The 18987-nt window shown below is 70.5% G+C and carries 18 protein-coding genes and 1 pseudogene; 10 read left to right on the top strand and 9 right to left on the bottom strand.

Annotated elements, in window-relative coordinates:
* Positions 1-222: 222 nt before the first annotated feature.
* Positions 223-1191, bottom strand: coding sequence for a PHB depolymerase family esterase (locus tag CED_RS03125; RefSeq protein WP_035908667.1), 969 nt, complete (start codon positions 1189-1191; stop codon positions 223-225).
* 393 nt (positions 1192-1584) lie between these two features.
* Here CED_RS03125 and CED_RS26005 point away from each other — a divergent pair.
* The 5 genes and pseudogenes from CED_RS26005 to CED_RS03110 form a co-directional block, all read left to right on the top strand.
* Positions 1585-1818, top strand: a pseudogene (locus CED_RS26005) (HAMP domain-containing protein); the annotation flags it as partial.
* A 41-nt stretch (positions 1819-1859) separates the two neighbouring features.
* Complete coding sequence (locus CED_RS26000; RefSeq protein WP_152569690.1) at positions 1860-2006, top strand: hypothetical protein; 147 nt, start codon at positions 1860-1862, stop codon at positions 2004-2006.
* A gap of 266 nt (positions 2007-2272) precedes the next feature.
* The gene (locus tag CED_RS03120; RefSeq protein ID WP_023840009.1) at positions 2273-2845 is read left to right on the top strand and encodes a hypothetical protein; all 573 of its coding nucleotides are present in this window, start codon (positions 2273-2275) and stop codon (positions 2843-2845) included.
* Positions 2846-2881: 36 nt separating this feature from the next.
* Positions 2882-3430, top strand: a complete 549-nt coding sequence (locus CED_RS03115; protein ID WP_023840008.1) for a hypothetical protein — start codon at positions 2882-2884, stop codon at positions 3428-3430.
* A gap of 93 nt (positions 3431-3523) precedes the next feature.
* On the top strand, positions 3524-4993 hold the full coding sequence (locus tag CED_RS03110) for a cytochrome P450 (RefSeq protein ID WP_011438818.1): 1470 nt from the start codon (positions 3524-3526) through the stop codon (positions 4991-4993).
* Positions 4994-5002: 9 nt separating this feature from the next.
* Here CED_RS03110 and CED_RS03105 read toward each other — a convergent pair whose 3' ends face one another.
* Positions 5003-5719 (bottom strand): OsmC family protein, encoded by a 717-nt coding sequence (locus tag CED_RS03105; RefSeq protein WP_235186877.1) that lies wholly within the window; start codon positions 5717-5719, stop codon positions 5003-5005.
* 314 nt (positions 5720-6033) lie between these two features.
* Between CED_RS03105 and CED_RS03100 the strand changes: the two genes are divergently transcribed.
* From CED_RS03100 to CED_RS03090, 3 genes are all read left to right on the top strand, one after another.
* Positions 6034-6816, top strand: coding sequence for a thiopeptide-type bacteriocin biosynthesis protein (locus tag CED_RS03100; protein WP_011438820.1), 783 nt, complete (start codon positions 6034-6036; stop codon positions 6814-6816).
* Between the two features lie 5 nt (positions 6817-6821).
* Complete coding sequence (gene fxlM / locus CED_RS03095) at positions 6822-8024, top strand: methyltransferase, FxLD system (RefSeq protein WP_035908666.1); 1203 nt, start codon at positions 6822-6824, stop codon at positions 8022-8024.
* A gap of 481 nt (positions 8025-8505) precedes the next feature.
* Positions 8506-8709, top strand: a complete 204-nt coding sequence (locus tag CED_RS03090; protein WP_011438823.1) for a cold-shock protein — start codon at positions 8506-8508, stop codon at positions 8707-8709.
* Positions 8710-8884: 175 nt separating this feature from the next.
* On the opposite strand, the gene CED_RS03085 is transcribed toward CED_RS03090, so the two are convergent.
* Complete coding sequence (locus CED_RS03085; protein WP_011438824.1) at positions 8885-9331, bottom strand: response regulator; 447 nt, start codon at positions 9329-9331, stop codon at positions 8885-8887.
* Positions 9332-9770: 439 nt separating this feature from the next.
* Between CED_RS03085 and CED_RS03080 the strand changes: the two genes are divergently transcribed.
* Both CED_RS03080 and fdxA read left to right on the top strand, forming a co-directional pair.
* Complete coding sequence (locus CED_RS03080; RefSeq protein WP_035908576.1) at positions 9771-10220, top strand: carboxymuconolactone decarboxylase family protein; 450 nt, start codon at positions 9771-9773, stop codon at positions 10218-10220.
* Between the two features lie 320 nt (positions 10221-10540).
* The gene (gene fdxA / locus CED_RS03075; RefSeq protein WP_011438826.1) at positions 10541-10876 is read left to right on the top strand and encodes a ferredoxin; all 336 of its coding nucleotides are present in this window, start codon (positions 10541-10543) and stop codon (positions 10874-10876) included.
* Between the two features lie 487 nt (positions 10877-11363).
* Here the strand turns inward: fdxA and CED_RS03070 are convergent, their stop codons facing one another.
* The 6 genes from CED_RS03070 to nifB all read right to left on the bottom strand — a co-directional run bounded on the left by CED_RS03070 (position 11364) and on the right by nifB (position 18937).
* Entirely contained in the window at positions 11364-12443 is a 1080-nt protein-coding gene (locus CED_RS03070; protein WP_011438827.1) for a 2-oxoacid:ferredoxin oxidoreductase subunit beta, read from the bottom strand.
* On the bottom strand, positions 12440-14443 hold the full coding sequence (locus tag CED_RS03065; protein ID WP_035908575.1) for a 2-oxoacid:acceptor oxidoreductase subunit alpha: 2004 nt from the start codon (positions 14441-14443) through the stop codon (positions 12440-12442). Before CED_RS03065 ends, CED_RS03070 begins: the two co-directional genes overlap by 4 nt.
* 114 nt (positions 14444-14557) lie before the next feature.
* Positions 14558-15910 carry a cysteine desulfurase family protein gene (locus CED_RS03060; RefSeq protein WP_035908665.1) on the bottom strand — a complete coding sequence of 451 codons (1353 nt, stop codon included), beginning with the start codon at positions 15908-15910 and terminating at the stop codon, positions 14558-14560.
* Complete coding sequence (locus CED_RS03055) at positions 15907-16743, bottom strand: HesA/MoeB/ThiF family protein (protein WP_035908574.1); 837 nt, start codon at positions 16741-16743, stop codon at positions 15907-15909. The genes CED_RS03060 and CED_RS03055 overlap by 4 nt, the downstream gene beginning before the upstream one ends.
* Before the next feature lie 47 nt (positions 16744-16790).
* On the bottom strand, positions 16791-17411 hold the full coding sequence (locus CED_RS03050) for an iron-sulfur cluster assembly accessory protein (RefSeq protein WP_011438831.1): 621 nt from the start codon (positions 17409-17411) through the stop codon (positions 16791-16793).
* Positions 17408-18937 carry a nitrogenase cofactor biosynthesis protein NifB gene (nifB, locus tag CED_RS03045; RefSeq protein WP_369807776.1) on the bottom strand — a complete coding sequence of 510 codons (1530 nt, stop codon included), beginning with the start codon at positions 18935-18937 and terminating at the stop codon, positions 17408-17410. The genes CED_RS03050 and nifB overlap by 4 nt, the downstream gene beginning before the upstream one ends.
* Positions 18938-18987: the final 50 nt, after the last annotated feature.

Below are 18987 nucleotides of genomic sequence, written 5' to 3'. Positions count from 1 at the left end.
TGATCGCGCAGGGCAGTGTATGACGACGAGGATCATCTGCTCCCGGTGGGGCGGGCCACGCGGCCGTCAGGCGGCCAGCGCCCGGGTCAGCGCACATCGAGCCGTCGCCCGGGCGACGGCCGCCTCGGTGCGGGTCACGACGGGCAGATCCAGCCGGGTCAGGGCCCGCCCGCCACAGCAGCGCCGCGGACGAGGAGAACGAGAGTCCCGCCGGCGTGCGGTTCACCTTGCCTGATGGGTGAAGAAGGCCCAGATGGTCGCGGTGGCATTCAGGGCGGTTGACGGCGGGTCGAGATGCAGGATTCGCTCGGCCGTCGGGNGGCGGGNACCGCCGGGCCACTGGTGGCCCGCGCCGGCAATGGTGACCAGTTCCACGGCCCGTCCCTGCGGGCAGGTGGCGATAAAGGTGGTGACGCTTTCCGTAGTGGTTGTGGCCGGGGTGGCACAATGATCGGCGGTACGCCACATCGCGTTCACGAACGGGACGGCCGGTCCGTTGATTTTTGCGACCCCGTCNCCCTCGCCGCCGTAGTAGCGTACGGTGTGGTCCGCGGTGCCGTGAATGGCGATGACGGAGATTGGCCGCGGTGCGGGGCAGGTGCCGAGCAGGGTCGCCGAATCGGGTCCGATCGCGGCGAAAATGGTGGTGTCGCAGGCCAACCGGTAGTCCATCATGCCGCCGTTGGAGATTCCGGTGGCGTAGATACGGGCGGTGTCGACCGGTACGGCGGCTTGGATGGCGGCTACCATGCCAGTGATGAAGGCGACATCATCCACGCCGGTCGCACCGGGCTTTCCGCAACAACCGCCGCCGACGGACCAGGCATGGTTCTGCCCTTCGGGATAGGCGACGAGAAAATGGCCGCGGTCGGCCTCGGCGTCCCAGCCGTAGGAGTTCTCGGCCTGCTCCGCGCCACCGAAACCGCCGTGGATCATGACGACGAGCGGCGCCCGCGCGGTCAGAGTCGGCGGCCGGTACAGCCGGTAGGCGCGGGTGGCGCCGCCGACGTTGATCGACCGTACCGACGATCCGACCGGGACAGCGGCCGGCGTAGAAGCCGTCGCGGTGCTGGCGGGCTCTGCCGGGCCTGCCGCGGAGCGCCGAAGCGGCCCCGAGCAGCCGGTGAGGGCGACCGCGCCAGCGACGAACACGGCGAGCAACCAAGACGTGCGGGGGAAGCGGATGATCATCGAACCCCTCTGGTCGGCGCCCATAAGCGGGCAAGGGAATGCCCACAGCCTGGCATACCCGCCCAACCATGATTTTGATCTGCTCGCGCCATAGCGTGCCGGGAGCGGGCGGCGTGGTGCCGACCGCGCCGAGTACGAGTTCGACAGCCACCTACGCCACTACGTCTCACCACCCGCTTTCGTACGGAATTCACATCTTTCTTGTATGGAATGCGGGGTGCGACGAGCCGCTGACCTCGTAGTGGCCGGGGGTGGAGCCCGCCGGCCGGGCTGGCGAGGGCTGAAGGGCGGCGGGAAGAGGTGGGGATGCGGGAAGAGGTGGGGATGAGTGCGGGAGACCCGGCCAGGGTGCCGCCGGCGCCGGTGCTCACGTTCGCCGATGTGACCCTGGACGAGGCCGCCGCTGGTGCGGCCGTACTCACGCTGACCGGTACGGCGGCTTGGCTGTTGCTCGGCCGGGGGCTACGCCCGCTGCGGGACATCACCCGTACGGCGGCCGCCATCGCCGGCGGCGACCTGGCTCGGCGGGTCCCGCCGGGGCGTCCGCGCACCGAGACCGGTCAGCTCGCGGCGGCGCTCAACACCATGCTCGGCCAGATTCAGGCGGCCTTCGAGGACCGTCGGCGGCCGGCAGCCGCGGCGGTGGCCGGACCGGCAGCGACCTCGGAATGGCGATCGTCGCCGCCATCGCCGCCGCCCACGGCGGCACCGCCACCCTCGACAGCGCCCCCGGCGCCGGCACCACCGTCCGCATCGTCCNCCCCGCCGGTACAGGGGAGGAATTGGCCGCGGTCCGGCCCGTCAACCTCCTCTGACCGGGCCGGCCCGTTTCGACCAGTGACGCCGCGTTCACCGCCTCCGCGGGTTGCCCGGTCATAGCAAGAAAACTGCGGATCCGAATGTGCCTCACATCTTGCCGGGAAAGGGTTCTCATTCCAGGCTGATGTTCTTGCCTTGCTGGCAGGGGACACGGGCACAGCCGGTCCACGGAAACCGTGGCACCCAGCCGGCTGGCTCCCACGGTCACCCGTCGGGGCCACCTGACCATCTCCGATCTCCCGAAGGCAGGTGTCCCGTTCCCATGAACCTTCAGGCTCCGGTCCGTCGAGGTCTCGCAACGGCTACCGTTGCCGGCGCGGCGCTGCTTACCATCGCGGCCTGCCAGCCTGGCACCCGGGTAGTGACCGCCGCGCCGGCGACGGCGACCGCCGAGCAGGCAGCCGACCAGCCAACCTCAACGACACCGGTGTCGGCGGCGACGTCGGCTGCCGCGACATCCACGGATGCGGTCGGGAAGGGTGCCGGCGGGCCGGGCTCCCTGACCGTGGCCATCACCTCCCCGGTGGCGGTCTCCGGCCACGTCGACACGGTGGTGAGCTGCCAGACCGCGGGCGCCCGCTACGTGGCGTCGGCGAGCGGCTCGGTCCACGGCTACGCCGTCTCGGACGTCGTGCGGGTGGCCGGTTACCACGGGCCAGGGAGCTACCAGGCTTCGGTGACCGTGTCGATGACCGGCCCGGATGCCCACTACGCGGTCACCGCCGTACCGGCCACCGCGCAGGTCACCGCTACTGGTGGCGACGTCTCCTTCTCGGCGACGAGCACCGGCGGCCGAACGCTCGCCGGTTCGATCGCGTGGGCCTGCTCCGCGTAGGCGCACATGCGACCAGTGACTTTAGGAGAACATTCGGTGACCAGGCCGCTCGTCGGCCACGGGGGCACGCCGGCCCGGAGACGTCTGCGCCGTCTGCTCCTGGTGGTCGCGGCCGTGGCGGTCCTGCGCGGTGTGCAAGCCGGCGTCGCTGCGCTCACCGTGCTGACGGCAGCGGCACTGCGGCTCGAACAGCCGCTGCCGCACCTGCATGTCACCCGCCTGGCCGAGACTGGGCCCGAGCCGCTGACCCCGCTGACCGCTCTGGTCATGGTCGCCGTGTCCGCGGCCGTGTCCGCCCTTCTGCTCCGCGCTCGCCGGACGGTCACGGCCTTCGCGGCTGTCAAGGCATTCGCCCTTATCGCGGCGTCGACCATCGCCGGCGTCGTCGCTGCCGGCCCGGTGGGCCTTCGACTGGCCGTCGCGGGGTGCGGCGCGAGCCTGGCCGTCCTGCTGTGGCCGGCGGTCCGGCGCGCCGCCGTAACCCTGCTGACGGCGGTCGGCCTGCCGCACGCCACCGGCCGGACCGCCGACGTCGCCCTCGCCGTGAAGATCGGCCTTCTCGTCGCGGTGGTGCTCGTCAGCTAATCGGCTATTAGCACCGCGCGCCCTCAGCACCGCGCGCCCGCTTCCCCTGCGTCCACCCCACTCGCTCCCATCTCCGCCCGAAAGGAAGTCGTGATGAGCCGCGCTCCCCACGTCCGCTCCGTCGCCGCGCCACCATCCACAGCCAAGACCTCCGACATCAAGACCTCCGACAGGGTGCCCGGCTCGGGAGAGGGGCCGGTCGAGGCGATCCGGCGGCTGCGTGCCGACCCGCTCACCCGGCTCAACGAGCTGGCCCGCGCCCATGGGCCGGTGGTGCGCCTGGCGAGCTGGCCGGTGTCGGCCTTCCTCGTCACCGACCCGGACGCGATCGCTGACGCCCTGGTCAGCGGACACCGGGCCTACGCCAAAGGTGCCGTACGCCGCGGCGCCGGTTCCCGGCGAACGGTGGTGCAGCCGCTGGCACTGCTGCTGGGCCAGGGCCTGCTGACCAGCGCCGGGGACACCCACCGCCAGCAGCGCCGGCTGCTGCAGCCGCTGTTCCACAAGCAGCGGATCGCCGGCTACGCCGACGCCTTCGCGGCCATCGCGGACAAGACCGCCGACGGCTGGCGGGACGGGCAGCGCCTCGACGTGCACACCGAGATGACCGAGATGACCCTGGCGATCGTCGCCCGGACCCTGTTCGACGTCGACCTGGACAGCCACGTCGTCGACGTCATTCGGGCCGCTCTCGACCAGAACATGCCCGCAGCCCGCCGAGCCCAACTTCCCGGCTTCACTACCCTCGAACGGCTACCGCTCCCGGCGCCCCGGCGCCGACGAGACGCCCGGAACGCGCTCGACCGCGTCGTCCACGATCTGATCGCCGACCGCCGCGCCACCGGCGCCACCGGTAACGACCTGCTGTCCCTGCTGCTGACCGCCCGCGACGCCGACACCGGCGCGTCGATGGACGACTCCCAGGTCCGCGACGAGGCGCTCACCCTCCTGCTCGCCGGCCACGAGACCACCGCTAACGCACTGACCTGGACGTTCCACCTACTCGGCCGGGATCCGGAAGTACTGGCGACTCTGCAGGCCGAACTCGACCGGGTGCTCGGCGAGCGGCGGCCGACGATCGACGACCTGCCCCAGTTGCCCTACACCAACGCGGTCATCAGCGAGGCGATGCGGCTGTACCCGCCCGTCTGGGCCATGGGCCGCCACCTCGTCGAAGACCGCGACGTCGCCGGCTACCGCCTGCCCGCCGGCTCCACCCTGGTCTTCAGCCAATGGGTGGTGCACCGCGACGAGCGCTGGTGGCCGCGACCGGAACTCTTCGACCCCATCCGCTGGACCGGGCCCGACACCGCCGATGAGCCGGCCGACGCCGGGCCGAAGATGCGGCCTCGCTTCGCCTACTTCCCGTTCGGCGCCGGCCCCCGCCAGTGCATCGGCAACACCTTCGCCATCACCGAAGGCGTGCTCGCCCTGGCCGCTATCGCCCGCCGCTGGTCCTTCACCCCCGTACCCGGCCTGCCCGTCACACCGCAACCCCTGGTCACCCTGCGACCGAAGGACGGCCTACCCATGATCGCCCACGGTAGGTACCCGAACCGGTAGCGGCCTTTATCAGGCGATCTCTATGCCGACGTCGGGCGGCTGGTGCAGCGAGTTGTGGACGGTGCAGTGCGAGGCCACCGCTACGAGGCCGGGCCGGCGCCGTTCCGGCAGACTGGCGGGAACGGCGATTCGCAGCCGCACCGCCGCCACCCNGGCGGGNCGGNCAGTCGCCNTGTCGAACTCGGCAGCAACCCGCAGACCGTCCCGGCACACGCCATGGCGGGTGAGGTACCGGCCGGCGTAGAAGGCGACGCAGGATGCGAGTGAGGCGACGAACAACTCTGTCGGCGTCGCCGCGATGTCGTCACCACCGTGCCGCAGCGGCTGGTCAACCAGCATCTCGTGTCCACGGACCCCGATCGCGTACGACTCACCCGCAAGGTAGGCTACATCGATCCGGCCCGGGTGACCGTCTCCGGACCCAGCCGTGTCCCGCCCGCGGTCAAGCGCCGAGTCTGCTGTCCCGACGGCATCCTCGCGGTCGCGTTCGGCTGCCGCGGCCTGCGCCAGCAGCCGTCCGGCCAGCTGCCGCGCCTCGGGCACGGTCAGGTGCGCCCACTCCTCGCCGCGGTCGTGCCGTTGGCAGCCGACGTTCAGAATGATCTGGCTGGCGCCCTGGCCCTCCCCATCCAGGGGAAGCCGTCCGATGATCATGTCCTGCCCATGGGCGGTCCGGATCACGTCGCGCGCGAGCGCATCGGCTGACTTCGTTCTCGGTCCGTTCATCACGCCCCCCTGACGTCTTGTACCTGCCATGCCGAGGTTAGGACGATGAACGGTATTGATCAGGGGCCATCGGTCCCGGCCAGCGGGGCCAGATGGACGCCCACCGCGCTGGGGATGAGGTCCTTTGAACGGCGTGGCGCGGACCGGCCCTGCCGCATGTCCGCCGACGAGGATCAGCCCACCGACCTTGCGCGCCGGAACCGGGAGCACACCGGCCGCGTACCAACGGCGCGCGGTCACGTACGCCACGGCCTGCGACTCGGCCCACTCCTTAAGGCTCGCGTGACCATCATAGACCGCCACAGAGCGCTACGGTGTGGTGCCAAGACTGGCGTGCCGCCGAACATCTGGGGGTTACCCAGCTGGCACCACTGCTGACCTCAGCTGAGCAGACGGACGGGATCAGCCTGTGGTGGTTCACCAGGAAGGCAGCCTCCTGGCGGATCCGCTGGCGCCCAGGCCCAAATCGGGACGGGCGCAACCCCGCGGAGTCCGGCGACGGCAGGCTCCGCGCCGTGCTCAACGGCGACGCGGTCCACCGCTGGGCNCCCGCCGTCTACGAGCCTGAGATCCACGCCTTCGGTGGCCCCGCCGGCATGGACGTCGCGCATCAGCTCTTCCACCACGACAGCCGCAACGTCCTCGCCCACCTCGACCGAGCCCGCCCCGAGCATCGGGCCGAGGTCGGACTCGTGCTGGCCGCGGCGCTGCTGAGGTCAGCTGGCCAGGACTACTACGAACAGGGTGACGTCTGGACCCGCGTCGCCAGTCACCGCCGCACCCGCCAGGCCAGTGCGCGGCAGCCCGCCGCCACGGCGGCTACCCGAAACGCCGTCCGGCAACTTCTCGCCGCCCGCACCGTGCAGCCCCTCAAAGCGCTACCGGCGTGGCCGGCAGCGTTCCGGCACGCGGGTCGGTCACTCGCGAACCTCGCCAACCAGGGCCAGCTCACCCGCGGCCTCCGCGCCGTTCTTGCCCATCACATCCTGTTCGCCTGGAACCGGCTCGGCTTCCCCGCCGCCGACCAGGCGCAGCTCGCCCACACCACCGCCGCCATCATCTTCGATGACCCCGGCCCGATCCCTGACGAACGGTGACCACGATGACCACCCGCACCCCCGAACAGCTCCGCGACAACCTGGTCGCCGACATCCACCGCTGGGGCACATTCCGAACCGCCCAGGTCGAAGCCGCGTTCCGCACGGTCCCGCGACACCTGTTCCTGCCCGACGTCGACCTGGAAACCGCCTACNCCCCCCAGGTCGTCGTCACCCGCCGCGCCCCCGACGGCACCGCGCTGTCCTCAGCATCCCAACCCAGCCTCGTCGCCGCCATGCTCGAACAGGCCGGCGTCCACCCCGGCCACCGCGTCCTGGAGATCGGCACCGCCACCGGCATCAACGCAGCACTCCTCGCCGAACTCACCGGCCCGACCGGCCAGGTCACCACCATCGAGATCGACGAGGAGCTCGCCGCAGGCGCGCGCACCGCACTGGTCAAGGCCGGTTACGAACGCGTGGACGTTGTCCACGCCGATGGTGCGGCGGGCCACCCGGGCGGAGCGCCCTACGATCGGATCGTCATCACGGCCGGGGCCTGGGACCTGGCCAAGGGCTGGTGGAACCAGCTCGCCCCCGCCGGTCGTATCGTCGTGCCTCTCCGTCTCCACGGAAGCGGCCTGACCCGCTCCCTCCCGCTCGACGCCGTTGAGCCGGGCCGGCTCGTCAGCCGCTCGGCGCTCGTCTGCGGATTCGTCCCCCTACGTGGCGCCGACGCCCACACCGGCCGTACCCTCGCCCTCGCAGACGGTGTCGCCCTGCACGTCGACGACCACGACCCCGCCGACGAGCCGGCGCTGCGCGCCGCGGCGGCCAGCCCACCCCACAACCTGTGGACGGGGCTGACGATCCACGACGACGAACCGACCGCGCACCTCGACCTGTGGCTCGTCACCATGGGCGCCCGCTTCGGCCGCCTCGCCGTCGACACCACCGTCCGCCCTGACAGCCAGCTCACTCCGACACGGCGCTGGGCCGGGGCCACCATCCACGACGGCACCACCATCGCCTACGTCACCCTGCGTCCCCTCGCATCCGACACCGACGAACTCGGCGTCACCGCCCACGGACCCCACGCGGCCACCCTCNCCGCGCNCCTCACCGATCTGCTGCACCAGTGGCGCAAAGAAGGCCCCGCCGAACCTGTCGTAACGGCCCATGCCGCGGACACCCTGGAGGACCAGACCGTCGCCGGACACCGCGTCGATCGGCCGAACAGCCGACTCACCGTCCGCTGGCAGCCCTGAGAAGAGGCGGGACCCGATGGCCTTCACCACATCGACAGATGCGGCACCCACGACGTTCGCTCTCGTCGCACCACGGTTTCCCCTCGTCCCCCGTGACCGGCCATCCTGCCCAGCCCTCGACGCCCGGATCTACCGGGGTGGATCACCCGCGGCGCCACCCGCGGCGCCACCCGGATGGCAGGTCCCGGGTCATCATCGCCGACGCCGAGATGCAGCGGCTACGCGAGCGCCGGCCCCCGGCTACTACACTCGCTGGGTGCCGATAACCGACGTTTCGCCAGCTGCTTCGCATCGAGTCGGACGGGACAAGAGCCAAGCGGGCACACCACGTCGGTGGAGGGGTAGGCTGTAGGTGTTGCTTGTTCTTCCGTGCGTGACCTACGCAGAGAACGGCACGACTGGACCACGGCACCGGCCGGGGTCTGGGGCGAGGCCGGTACGCGAAGGACGCTTACCGGGAGCGCGGCAAGGAGAAATAATCGTGGCGCAGGGTACCGTCAAGTGGTTCAACGCGGAGAAGGGCTTCGGATTCATCTCCGTCGACGGTGGCGGCCCGGACGTGTTCGTCCACTACTCCTCGATCGTGGCGGACGGCTACAAGTCCCTGGATGAGGGCCAGAGCGTCCAGTTCGAGATCGTGCAGGGCCAGAAGGGACCGCAGGCGGACAACGTCCAGCCCGTCTGAGGCCGTACCACCCCCAGCCTTACGCGTCGGCGCGCGGCTCCCGTGGGAGCCGCGCGCCGATGTTGCGTTGGCCGATGTTGTGTTGGCAGGCCGGTAGTCTCACCGCAGTAGTTGACCGACGCCGTCGGCGGGCACCGCTCGATCATGGGCCATGTGCACCTGACGAGCGACCAGATCAGCGCCCGGGCAACCGAACCACGGTGATGAAGAAGTCGTCGATGAACCGCACGTCGTCGACGAACCGGTCGAAATCGACCGCCTTCGTCACGTAGGCGTTGGCGTGCAGGTTGTAGCTGCGCAGGATGTCCTCGGCAGCGCCCGAGGTGGAGAGCACCACGACGGGGATGCGTCGCAGGTCGGTGTCGGCCTTGACCTCGGCCAGCACCTCGATGCCGCCCCGGCGCGGCAGGTTGAGGTCCAGCAGGATCAGGTCGGCCGCCGGGGCCTGTGTGAAGGGCTCCTCCCGGCGAAGGAACGCCATGGCTTGGATGCCGTCGTTCACGACATGNAGCCTGCCGTTGATCCGATCATCCGCGAACGCTTCGCGGGTCATGAGGACATCCCCCGGGTCGTCCTCAACCAGCAGTACGTCGAACGGGTCCGTACGGACACTCGCCGTCATCTGGATACCTCGAAGTAGAGGCCGCCATGGCATGGCAGCCGGACGAGAAGCGGGGGTAGGGGATGTAAAGCGGGGCCAGGGCGGACAGGACAATCAGCGCCTACGGCGCGGGACGGCCGCTCCTCGAGAGCGTGAGCGGGGCCGCGAGCAGGCGCGGGCGGAGTCCGTCCGGCCCGGAACGGTAACCGGACACCCCGGAATCGATGCACGGACTTTGGCGATGTCTGACGGTACGCCAATGGAAGTGGTCTGTCGCCCCCCTAACAGGGACAAGTCCGAGGACGAGCCGAGGCTCACCGTTTTCGGCCTCGCCGCGACCGCCCGGGCACCCACGACCCCACGACCGCCCGGCTACCCCGACCGCCCGGGCACGAGGCCGGGCTTCGGCCGTTCCCGGCGTGGCGGTTCCCGGTCGTCCCCGGCGGGNAGGNAAGGGGNCATGAGCTCCNGCAGCCCNGNCCAAGACGAGATCCGCCCGCATGCCCGCGAACTGCGTCGGCTGATCCCGGACGTATACCGGGGGCTCGGCACCCTGGGCGACGCGGCTCTCCGTGACGGCGCCCTGGACAGCCGCACGAAGGAGCTGATCGCACTGGCGCTCGCCGTGAGCACCCAGTGCGACGGTTGCATCGAGGCACACGCTCACGGCGCCGTCCGGCAGGGTGCGACCTGCCAGGAGGCGGCCGAGGCCATCGGGGTGGCACTGCTGATGAACGGCGGACCGGCGTCGGTCTACGGCCCGCGCGCGTTCGCCGCCTTCAGGNGTTTCCGCGCCGAGCGGCACGAGGCGGGGGACGGTACGGCGCCGCTCGGGCACGTAACCCCGGCCTCGCCGGGACACGCTCCATCAACCGCCCAGGTTCAGCCCCCCGGCAACACCGACGTCTGAACCGGCGACAGAGGACCCGCCGCGCCGGCGGCCCAACGGACGGTGGTGCCCGCAGACCGTCGTCAAGACCGGCTGAGGACACGCCGGCGCGGGTGCCACCGCCCTCCGGCGGACGGGCCCGGACGNCCCGGCTACAGGCAAGGAAAATCTCATGGTTAAAAATATCCCTGAAGATTTCCTCGCCCCCCGTTTCGGGCCATCGAAATTCGTTGCCCTACGGACGAGTTGTTTACCTGTCCTTTACAGTTCCACCCACCCCGGCCGGCGGCATCCTGTTACGATTTTCCCGTGACCGCAGGCGAACGGGGAAGAAGGCTCCGATGACGTTTGTCGTCCTGTCGCCCTGCATTGATGTCAAGGACACCGCCTGCGTGGAGGAGTGCCCGGTCGACTGCATCTACGAGGGCAGCCGCAAGCTGTACATCAACCCGGACGAGTGCATCGACTGCGGAGCCTGCGCGTCGGTCTGTCCGGTCGACGCGATCAAGAGTACCCGGATCGTGCCGGCGAGCGAGGCCGAGTTCATCGCGGACGAGGCCCGGTTCTTCACCGACATCCTGCCTGGTCGGGATGCTCCGATCGGTAATCCGGGCGGCGCCGGCAAGATCGGCCCGATCGGGGCGGACACCGCTTTCGTCGCGTCCTACAGACGCTGACGAGACAAGCCGCCGGCGAAGGCTGACGCGGCCACGGCGTCAGCGAGACCGCCGGCCCACGGCCGGTGCTCAGGACCCACCCCGTCCGGGCACCGGCCCTCTACATTTCGGGGGCGAAACAGGGGCCGAGACCGAAGCAGAGTTGCGGGTTTCCCAACGGGTGATGTCGACCAGTCGTGCCGTCGACCAGATGACGCGCCGCGGAATGTCGATTGACGAGAAGGCGGCGTGACAAAAATCCCGGAAAACGGCATGCAGACGTCATCGCCAGGCGACCGGAGAACATGACGGAAACCACGTGGGGCCGGAACCGAAATCACTCCGGGCCGAGGCCGGGGCGGGCACCGTAACGGACCCCCTGAGGGGATCAGGCCAGCCCCGACAGGCCTGATCCCCCGCCCCCCGAGCATCCATCCGACGACCGTCCATCGGTCCGGTTCGCCTCAGCCGTAGGTCTCATCCCGGCCGTAGGTCACCCGGCTGCGACCTACCCGGCCACCGTCCAGGAGTCGGCGCCCTGGAGCAACGTCCGCAGATCGCCCAGGCCGCCGGGCCGGGCGGTCGCCAGCCGCTCCTGGAACAGCTGGTCGAACACGGGATGCGAGACCGACCGGTAGACGCCGATCGGCGGCTCCGGAAACTCCGCCTGCGCCAACTGGGCCAGGGCGTAGGCATAGGTCGAGTTCTCCACCGTCGGATCGTGCACCACGACGCGGGGGTCACCGCTGTGCCCGACCGCCAGCTCCCCGGTGGCCGGGTCGCGGATCACGGCGTACTGCTCGTCCACGCCGAAAACCACCGGCATACCGGGCGAGAGCCGGATCGGCCCCTGCTCNCCCTTCGCCCCGGCGGCGCCGGCATCGGCATCGGCATCGGACCGCTTCGGCTGACGGGGGATCGCGTTGAACGTGGGGCAGCCCTGCCGGATCTCCACCAGCGCCGCTCCCTGATGCGCCGCGGCGGCGGTGAGGGTGGCGGTGAGGTGGCGACGGTCCGAGTCGATCGTGCGGGCGACGAACGTCGCGCCGGCGCCGAGCGCGAGCGCAACCGGGTCGAACGGGTTGTCGAGCGACCCGTGGGGGCTCGACGGGCTGATCGTGCCGATCCTGGAGGTCGGCGAATGCTGACCCTTCGTCAAACCGTAGATCTGGTTGTTGAACAACATGATCTTGAGATTCACGTTGCGACGCAGCGCGTGAATAAGGTGGTTACCGCCGATCGACAGCGCGTCGCCGTCACCGGTTACGACCCACACCGCCAGGTCCGGCCGGTTGATCGAGACACCGGTCGCGAAGGACGGCGCCCGGCCGTGGATCGAGTGGATGCCGTAGGTGTCGAGGTAGTAGGGGAACCGCGAGGAGCACCCGATGCCGGACACGATCACGATGTTCTCGGGCGGGACGCCGAGGGCCGGCAGCAGACCCCGCATCGTCGAGAGGATGGCGTGGTCCCCGCAGCCGGGGCACCAGCGGACCTCGTTGCCGGTCATGTAGTCCTGCGCGGTCAGCGCCGGCCGTCCCGCCAAGTCACCCGACGGTTCTCCGGATCCACCATTCAGCGAGATCATCGTCCTGCCTCCCCGGCCGTGCCGAGCTTCGAACCAAGGTGTACGTTCAACCGGGCGCTCACGTCCCCGACCGGCTTCGAGGCCGCATCCGCCGACGGCTCCTCGTCGATGCCCTGGATGATCCGGCTGATGACGGAGGTAAGCTCGGCGACCCGGAACGGCATGCCGCGGGTCTGGTTGTAGCCGACGGTGTCGATCAGGCATTCCCGGCGCAGGAGTCCGGCGAGCTGCCCGAGGTTCATCTCGGGGACGAGCACGGTGTGGTACTCCGACAGCACCGAGGCCAGGTTCGCCGGCAGCGGGGCGAGATGGCGCAGGTGCGCCTGGGCGACCTTCATGCCGTCGCGCCGCACCTGGCGGCAGGCTTCACCGATCGGCCCCCACGTCGAGCCCCATCCGATCACCAGCACATCGGCGCCGGATCCGGGGGGCCCGCTGGGATCATCGACCTCCAGGAGCGGCACGTCGATGTTATCGATCTTGGACTGTCGGGTGCGGACCAGCAGGTCATGGTTGTCGGGGTCGTAGGAGACCGCACCGGTCAAGTCGGCCTTCTCCAGACCGCCGATGCGGTGCGTGAGCCCCGGGGTACCCGGGATCGCCAGCGGGCGGGCCAACGTGATCGGGTCCCGCACGTACGGCAGGAAGATCGGGTTACCGGCCTCGTCCNCCCCGTTCGGGCCGGTGGCGAGATCGATCCCGATGGTGGGCAGCNCCGCCGTCTCGGGCACCCGCCACGGCTCGCTGCCGTTGGCGACGTAGGCGTCGGACAGCAGGATGACCGGGGTGCGGTAGGCCAGCGCGATCCGGGCTGCCTCCAGCGCGGCGTCGAAGCCGTCCGCGGGCGAACGCGCCGCGATCACCGGCAGCGGCGCCTCGCCGTGCCGGCCGTACAGGGCCTGGAGCAGGTCGGACTGCTCGGTCTTGGTCGGCAGACCGGTCGACGGCCCGCCGCGCTGCACGTTGACGACAACGAGCGGCAGCTCCATGATCACCGCAAGGCCGAGAGCCTCGGTCTTCAGGGCCATCCCGGGACCGGAGGTGACGGTCACGCCGAGCATCCCGGCGAAGGACGCGCCGATCGCGGAACCGATGGCGGCGATCTCGTCCTCGGNCTGGAAGGAGCGCACGTCGAAGGAGGCGAGCGCGCTCAGCTCGTGCAGAATGTCGGAGGCGGGAGTGATCGGGTAGGCGCCGAGGAACAGCGGCATCCCGGCCTGCTGCGCGGCGGCGACCAGGCCGTAGGCGATCGCCTTGTTGCCCTTCATGTGCCGGTAGGTGCCGGCGGGCAGCTTGGCCGGCTTCACCTCGTAGGAGAGCGCGAAGGCCTCGGTGGTGTCGCCGTAGATCCACCCGGCCCGCAGCGCGGCGATGTTCGCGGCCTGCACGTCCGGCTTCGCGGCGAACCGCTTCTGCAGGTAGGCGATCGTGTCCTCGATGGGCTGACTGAACATCCAGGACACCAGGCCGAGCGCGAACATGTTCTTCGTCCGGGCGGCGTCCTTGCGCTTCAGGTTGAACTCGGCGACGGCCGTGGCGGCGAGACCGGTGAGGTTGATCGCGTGCACGTGGTAGGCGTCCAGCGACCCGTTGGTCAGGGGATCGGCCTCGTAACCGGCCTTTTCCAGGCCCATCACCGTGAACGCGTCGGTGTCCACGATCAGGACCCCGCCGGGACGCAGCTCGGCGATGTTCGCCCTGAGCGCCGCGGGGTTCATGGCGACCAGAACGTCGGGCCGGTCGCCCGGGGTCCTGATGTCGTGGTCAGCGATGTGGAGTTGGTAGCTCGACACCCCGGCCACGGTTCCGGCTGGCGCCCGGATCTCCGCCGGGTAGTTCGGCAACGTTGCCACGTCGTTGCCGCCCGCGGCGGCCTGGGCGCCGAACCGGTCACCGGTGAGCTGCATCCCGTCGCCGGAGTCACCGGCAAAACGGATCACCACGTGTTCCAGTTGCGTGACCCCCGGATCTGGTCGTTCGGACAACTGTTCGGTTGGCATGGCGAAACCTCATCTCAACTTCTCAGCTACGCACGCCCGCGCCGGGCGAGCGGAACCGCGCGTGGCAACGCTGACAGCACGGAAGCGGGGTCAGGGAAGCGTGGGGGGAACGGGTCAGGGATAGGCGGATCGGGGGGCGGGCACCTCGGGCATGCGCAGGGCCCGCGAGAACACCCGGTCGGTGGGGATCTCCTGCGCCCGGNACTCGGNGGTGGGGCCGTCGAAAAGATCGTTCGACCGGTTCTGCTCCAGGGCACGCACGCGCAGCACCGCGCGAGCCACCGCGGCGGCGGCGGCGTGGATCTGGTCGACGCTGGTGAACCGGCCCACGCTGAACCGCAGGCTCTCCATGGCCGCCGTGGTCGACCGTCCCATCGCGGTGAGCACATGGGACGGCTCGGCGCCGCCCCCGTGACAGGCGGAGCCCGCGGACACCGCCACGTCCGGCAGACAGGCCTGGACGGCGTCGGCGTCGGCACCGACGAACCGCAGGTTGATGGTGTTCGGCAGCCGGCATTCGCGGCTCCCGCCGCGCTCACTCGGCCCGTTGAGCTCGACGGCATCGACGCCGAGCCACTCGACGAGCAGATCGTGCAGCAGCTCGGTCTGGGCCCGCTGCCGCGGGGCCTCGTCGTCCATCACCGCGGCGGCGATCCGCGCCGCGGCGCCGAAGCCGACCACCCCGGCGGTGTTGACCGTGCCGGCGCGCAGGCCCCGTTCCTGCCCACCGCCGTGGATCAGCGGTGCCAGCTGCGACCGGGCGTGTCGGCCGGCGATCAGCGCGCCGGTGCCCTTGGGCCCGTAGAGCTTGTGCGCGGACGCGAGGGCGAGGTCGATGCCGGCGTCCGCGACCGAGACCGGCATCCGGCCCAGTGTCTGGGTGATGTCGGCGAGGTAGAACGCCCCCGCCCCGTGGGCGAGCTCGGCGATGGGCCGCGGGTCGTTCAGCGTCCCGGTCTCGTTGTTCGCCGTCATCACCGCCACCAGGGCGACCTTCGAGACGGAGGCCCCGAGAACCCCCCCGTTCCCCGCGACGGCGGAACCGTCCCATACCGGTTGCAGCAGCGCGCGCAGATGATTGAGGTCGATCGTGCCGTCGGGATGAACCCGGATGGTCTGCACGATCGCCCCGTGCACCCGCGCCGCGGCCTCCGCCGCGGCGAGGACCGCCCGATGCTCGGTCGCTCCGACGAGTACGCGGCGGCAGGACGGCGGGGCGGTGGCCAGGACCCCGGCGATCGCCAGGTTGGCCGCCTCGGTCGCCCCGCTGGTGAAGATGACGTCACGCGGCTGGGCGCCGGCGAGGTTCGCCACGTCCCGCCGGGCTCCTTCGACGAGCCGGGCGACGGCCTGCCCCGCCGGGTGCGAGCTGGCCGGATTCGCGAAGTGGTCCCGCAGCAGCGGCAGCATCGCCCGGACAACCTCCGGGTCGACCGGGGTCGTCGCGTTGTGGTCAAGATAGATCACGGTGCGCCTCCAGAGCCGCAGTCCACGCAGGCGGGATCGCGCCGCGTCCGCGGCGTACGCAGGTCCGTGTCCCACAGGTCGAGGTGGATCAGCCGGCCGACCGCCGGCTCGGCGAATCCACCGGCGATCTTCAGCGCCTCGGTCGCCGCCAGGCAGCCCACCGTTCCGGCGACCGCGCCGAGCACCGGGAAACCGAGGGGCTCCCAGGACGGGTCCCCCTCCGGGAACACACACCGCAGGCAGGGCGAACCCGACCGGACCACCAGCAGATACGCCTCGGTGGCGTTCATCGCGGCGACGACCAGGGGGATCTGCGTCGCCAGGCACAGCCGGTTGAGCAGATACCGCTCGGGGAAGTTGTGCCGAGCGTCGACCACCACGTCCGCCTCGGCGATCAGACGGGGCAGGCTGGGATCGGTCAGATCCCGGTCCAGGGCGACGATCTCGACGTCCGGGTGGTGTGCGCGCAGGGTGTCGGCCGCGCACTCCACCCGGGCGTCGCCCACCCGGTCGGGCCGCATCAGGGTCTGCCGGTTGAGGTCCGGCTCCTCCAGAACGCCCGGATGGACCAGGATCAGCCGGCCGATGCCGGCGGCGGCCAGGTAGGTCGCCGCCGCTCCGCCGACCCCGCCCACCCCCGCCACCAGGACGGTCGCGCCGCTGAGCCGCNGCTGAGCGGACACTCCGAAGCCCGGAATACCCAACTGCCGCTCGTACCGTCGATTCGGGTCGAAGACGGACGGCGCCTGCCGACGGGATGGGTACGGTGCCGGCGGCCCGGCACAGATGGACCCCAGCAGACGCGGGTGGGAACGGAATCGGGCGGTGACCATCGGGCGCTCCCCGGGTTAGGCCGAACAGGTGATCAAGTAGTGCGTTGTCAGGACACCAGCGCGACCCGGCCGATCTCGGGCAGGGCCTCCTTCAACCGGCTCTCAATGACGCCGGTCAGGGTCGCGGTGGCGCTGGAGCACCCGCCGCAGGCTCCGGTAAGGCGCAGGTGCACCTCCGCCGTCCCGGGCTCGCCGTTGCCGGCGAGAGTCGCGACGACCTCGGCGTCCCCNCCGTCTCCCCGCAGGAAGGGCCGGATCTCCTCCATGATCTCCTCGACCTGCTCGCGCAGGCGGGCGTCCGCGGCGGTGCGCTCGGTGGAGTCCGAGGCACCGAAGGACGTCCCGCAGCCGCAGGAGCTGGTCGCGTTCGGGTTCTGGAAGGTGAACCCGGAGGAGGTCAGCGTCTCGGTGTAGTCCACGCGCAGCCCGCGCAGCAGGTGAACCATCGACGAGTGGACGACGACGTCAAAGCCGTCCTGGCCGATGACGACGTCCTCGGCCTCGGCACCGGGGACGAGCGCCAGGTTGTAGGTGAAGCCGGCGCAGCCACCGGGGTCGACGCCGATCCGCAGGCTGAACCCGCCCGTGCCGGGGGTCGAGGCGAGCAGGTGACGGACCTGCTTCACGGCCCGGTCGGTCAGTTCGACGGTGGGGGTGGTGGCGCTCATCGGACGGCAACCTCCGCTTCGGCACGATGTGCGACAAGGCGGGAGCCGACCTCGGCCACCGCCTTCTCGATCAGGTCGTAGAGCTCCACCGGTTCGATCCCGGCATTCTCGAGCGCCTCGCGCGGCCCGAGGCCGATCTTGCTGCACAACACCGCCGCGCAGTCGGACAGCATCGCGACCGTCTTGTCGAGCTTGGAGGCGTCCTCGTCGCAGTCCGACGGGCCGTTGCAGTAGCGGTCCACGTCGCGGGTCTGCACGAGCCGGGCCCAGCCCGGACCCCCCTCGTAGATCCAGAACTCGGTCGCGTGACCGAAGTGCTGGTTCACCACGCCGCTGCCCTTGGTCGCTACAGCGACGAGCACGACGTTCTCCGGGCGGGCGTTCCCCGGGCGGGCCCCGGCCGGGGTGCCCTCATCGGGGGATGCGCCCGGGCCAGAGGGAATGACCGCGCCGGTCGAGATGTTCAGCGCTCCCCGGGTGGCAGCCACCTCGGAGCGCCACCGTTCGATCTCGCTATGCGTCTGCCGGCGGCCNTCGAGGTCGTATTCGATCTCACGGCCACGGAACGCCTCGGGAGTGAACTCCTCACCCCGGTCCTCACCGAGCAGGCCGACGGCGTCGGCGCGGCACTGCCGGCAGTGCCGCATCATGTTCATCTCGGCGCCGTCGTCCTGCTCGCAGCGGTCCTGCAGCGCCTTGAGCTCCTGTGGGGTGGGGCCGCGCTGCCCGGTCAGGCCGAAGTGGGTGCCGTGCTCGGGCGCCGACACCAGCGGCATCACGTTGTGCAGGAAGGCGCCGAGCTCCTTGACCTTCCGGGAGACCTCGACGAGGTGGTCATCGTTGATCCCGGGGATCATCACCGAGTTGACCTTGCAGAGAATCTTCCGCTCGGTGAGCATCGCCAGGCCCTCGAGCTGACGCTCGGAGAGGATCCGGGACGCCTCCCGGCCGGTGTACCGCTTACCGCGGAAGGCGATCCACGGGTAGATCCGCTCCCCGACCTCGGGGTCGATCATGTTGATCGTGATGGTGACGTGGTCGACGTTCAGTTCGGCGATGCGGTCGACGTGGTCCGGCAGGGTCAGCCCGTTGGTAGACAGGCAGAGCTTGATGTCCGGGCAGTCCCGGGCCACCAGTTCCATCGTCCGGAAGGTCGGCTTCGGGTTCGCCAGCGGGTCGCCGGGGCCGGCGATCCCCAGCACGCTCATCTGCTTGATCTCGCTGGCCACCAGCTTGACCTTGGCGAGGGCGTCCTCGGGGGACAGCAGGGTGCTGGTGACGCCGGGACGGCTCTCGTTGGCGCAGTCGAACTTGCGGTTGCAGTAGTTGCACTGGATGTTGCAACCTGGGGCGACCGCCACGTGCATCCGGGCGTAGTACTGGTGGGCCTCGGCGCTGTAACAGGGATGATTGGCGATCTTCTCCGCGATCTCCGGGTCCCGCACCGGAGCGCTGGTGCCACAGCTGGACTTGCTCGCGCAGCCGGCGGCGGTGTCGGGCGCCGGCCCGGTGGCCTGCCGGGGCATCTCGCCTGCCGGGTCGGTGGGCAGCATCGGCAGGCTGACGGGGGTTGCCT

This window comes from Frankia sp. CeD (genome assembly GCF_000732115.1).
Taxonomy (GTDB): domain Bacteria; phylum Actinomycetota; class Actinomycetes; order Frankiales; family Frankiaceae; genus Frankia; species Frankia casuarinae.
The sequence above is the reverse complement of the archived record's forward strand: the minus strand, read 5'-3'. Positions and strand labels throughout refer to the sequence as shown.

What these genes read in the sequence shown, in the direction of transcription:
- CED_RS03120 (WP_023840009.1), top strand. Translation starts at nt 2,273, where the DNA reads ATGAACCTTCAGGCTCCGGTCCGTCGAGGTCTCGCAACGGCTACCGTT.
- CED_RS03110 (WP_011438818.1), top strand. Translation starts at nt 3,524, where the DNA reads ATGAGCCGCGCTCCCCACGTCCGCTCCGTCGCCGCGCCACCATCCACA.
- fdxA (WP_011438826.1), top strand. Translation starts at nt 10,541, where the DNA reads ATGACGTTTGTCGTCCTGTCGCCCTGCATTGATGTCAAGGACACCGCC.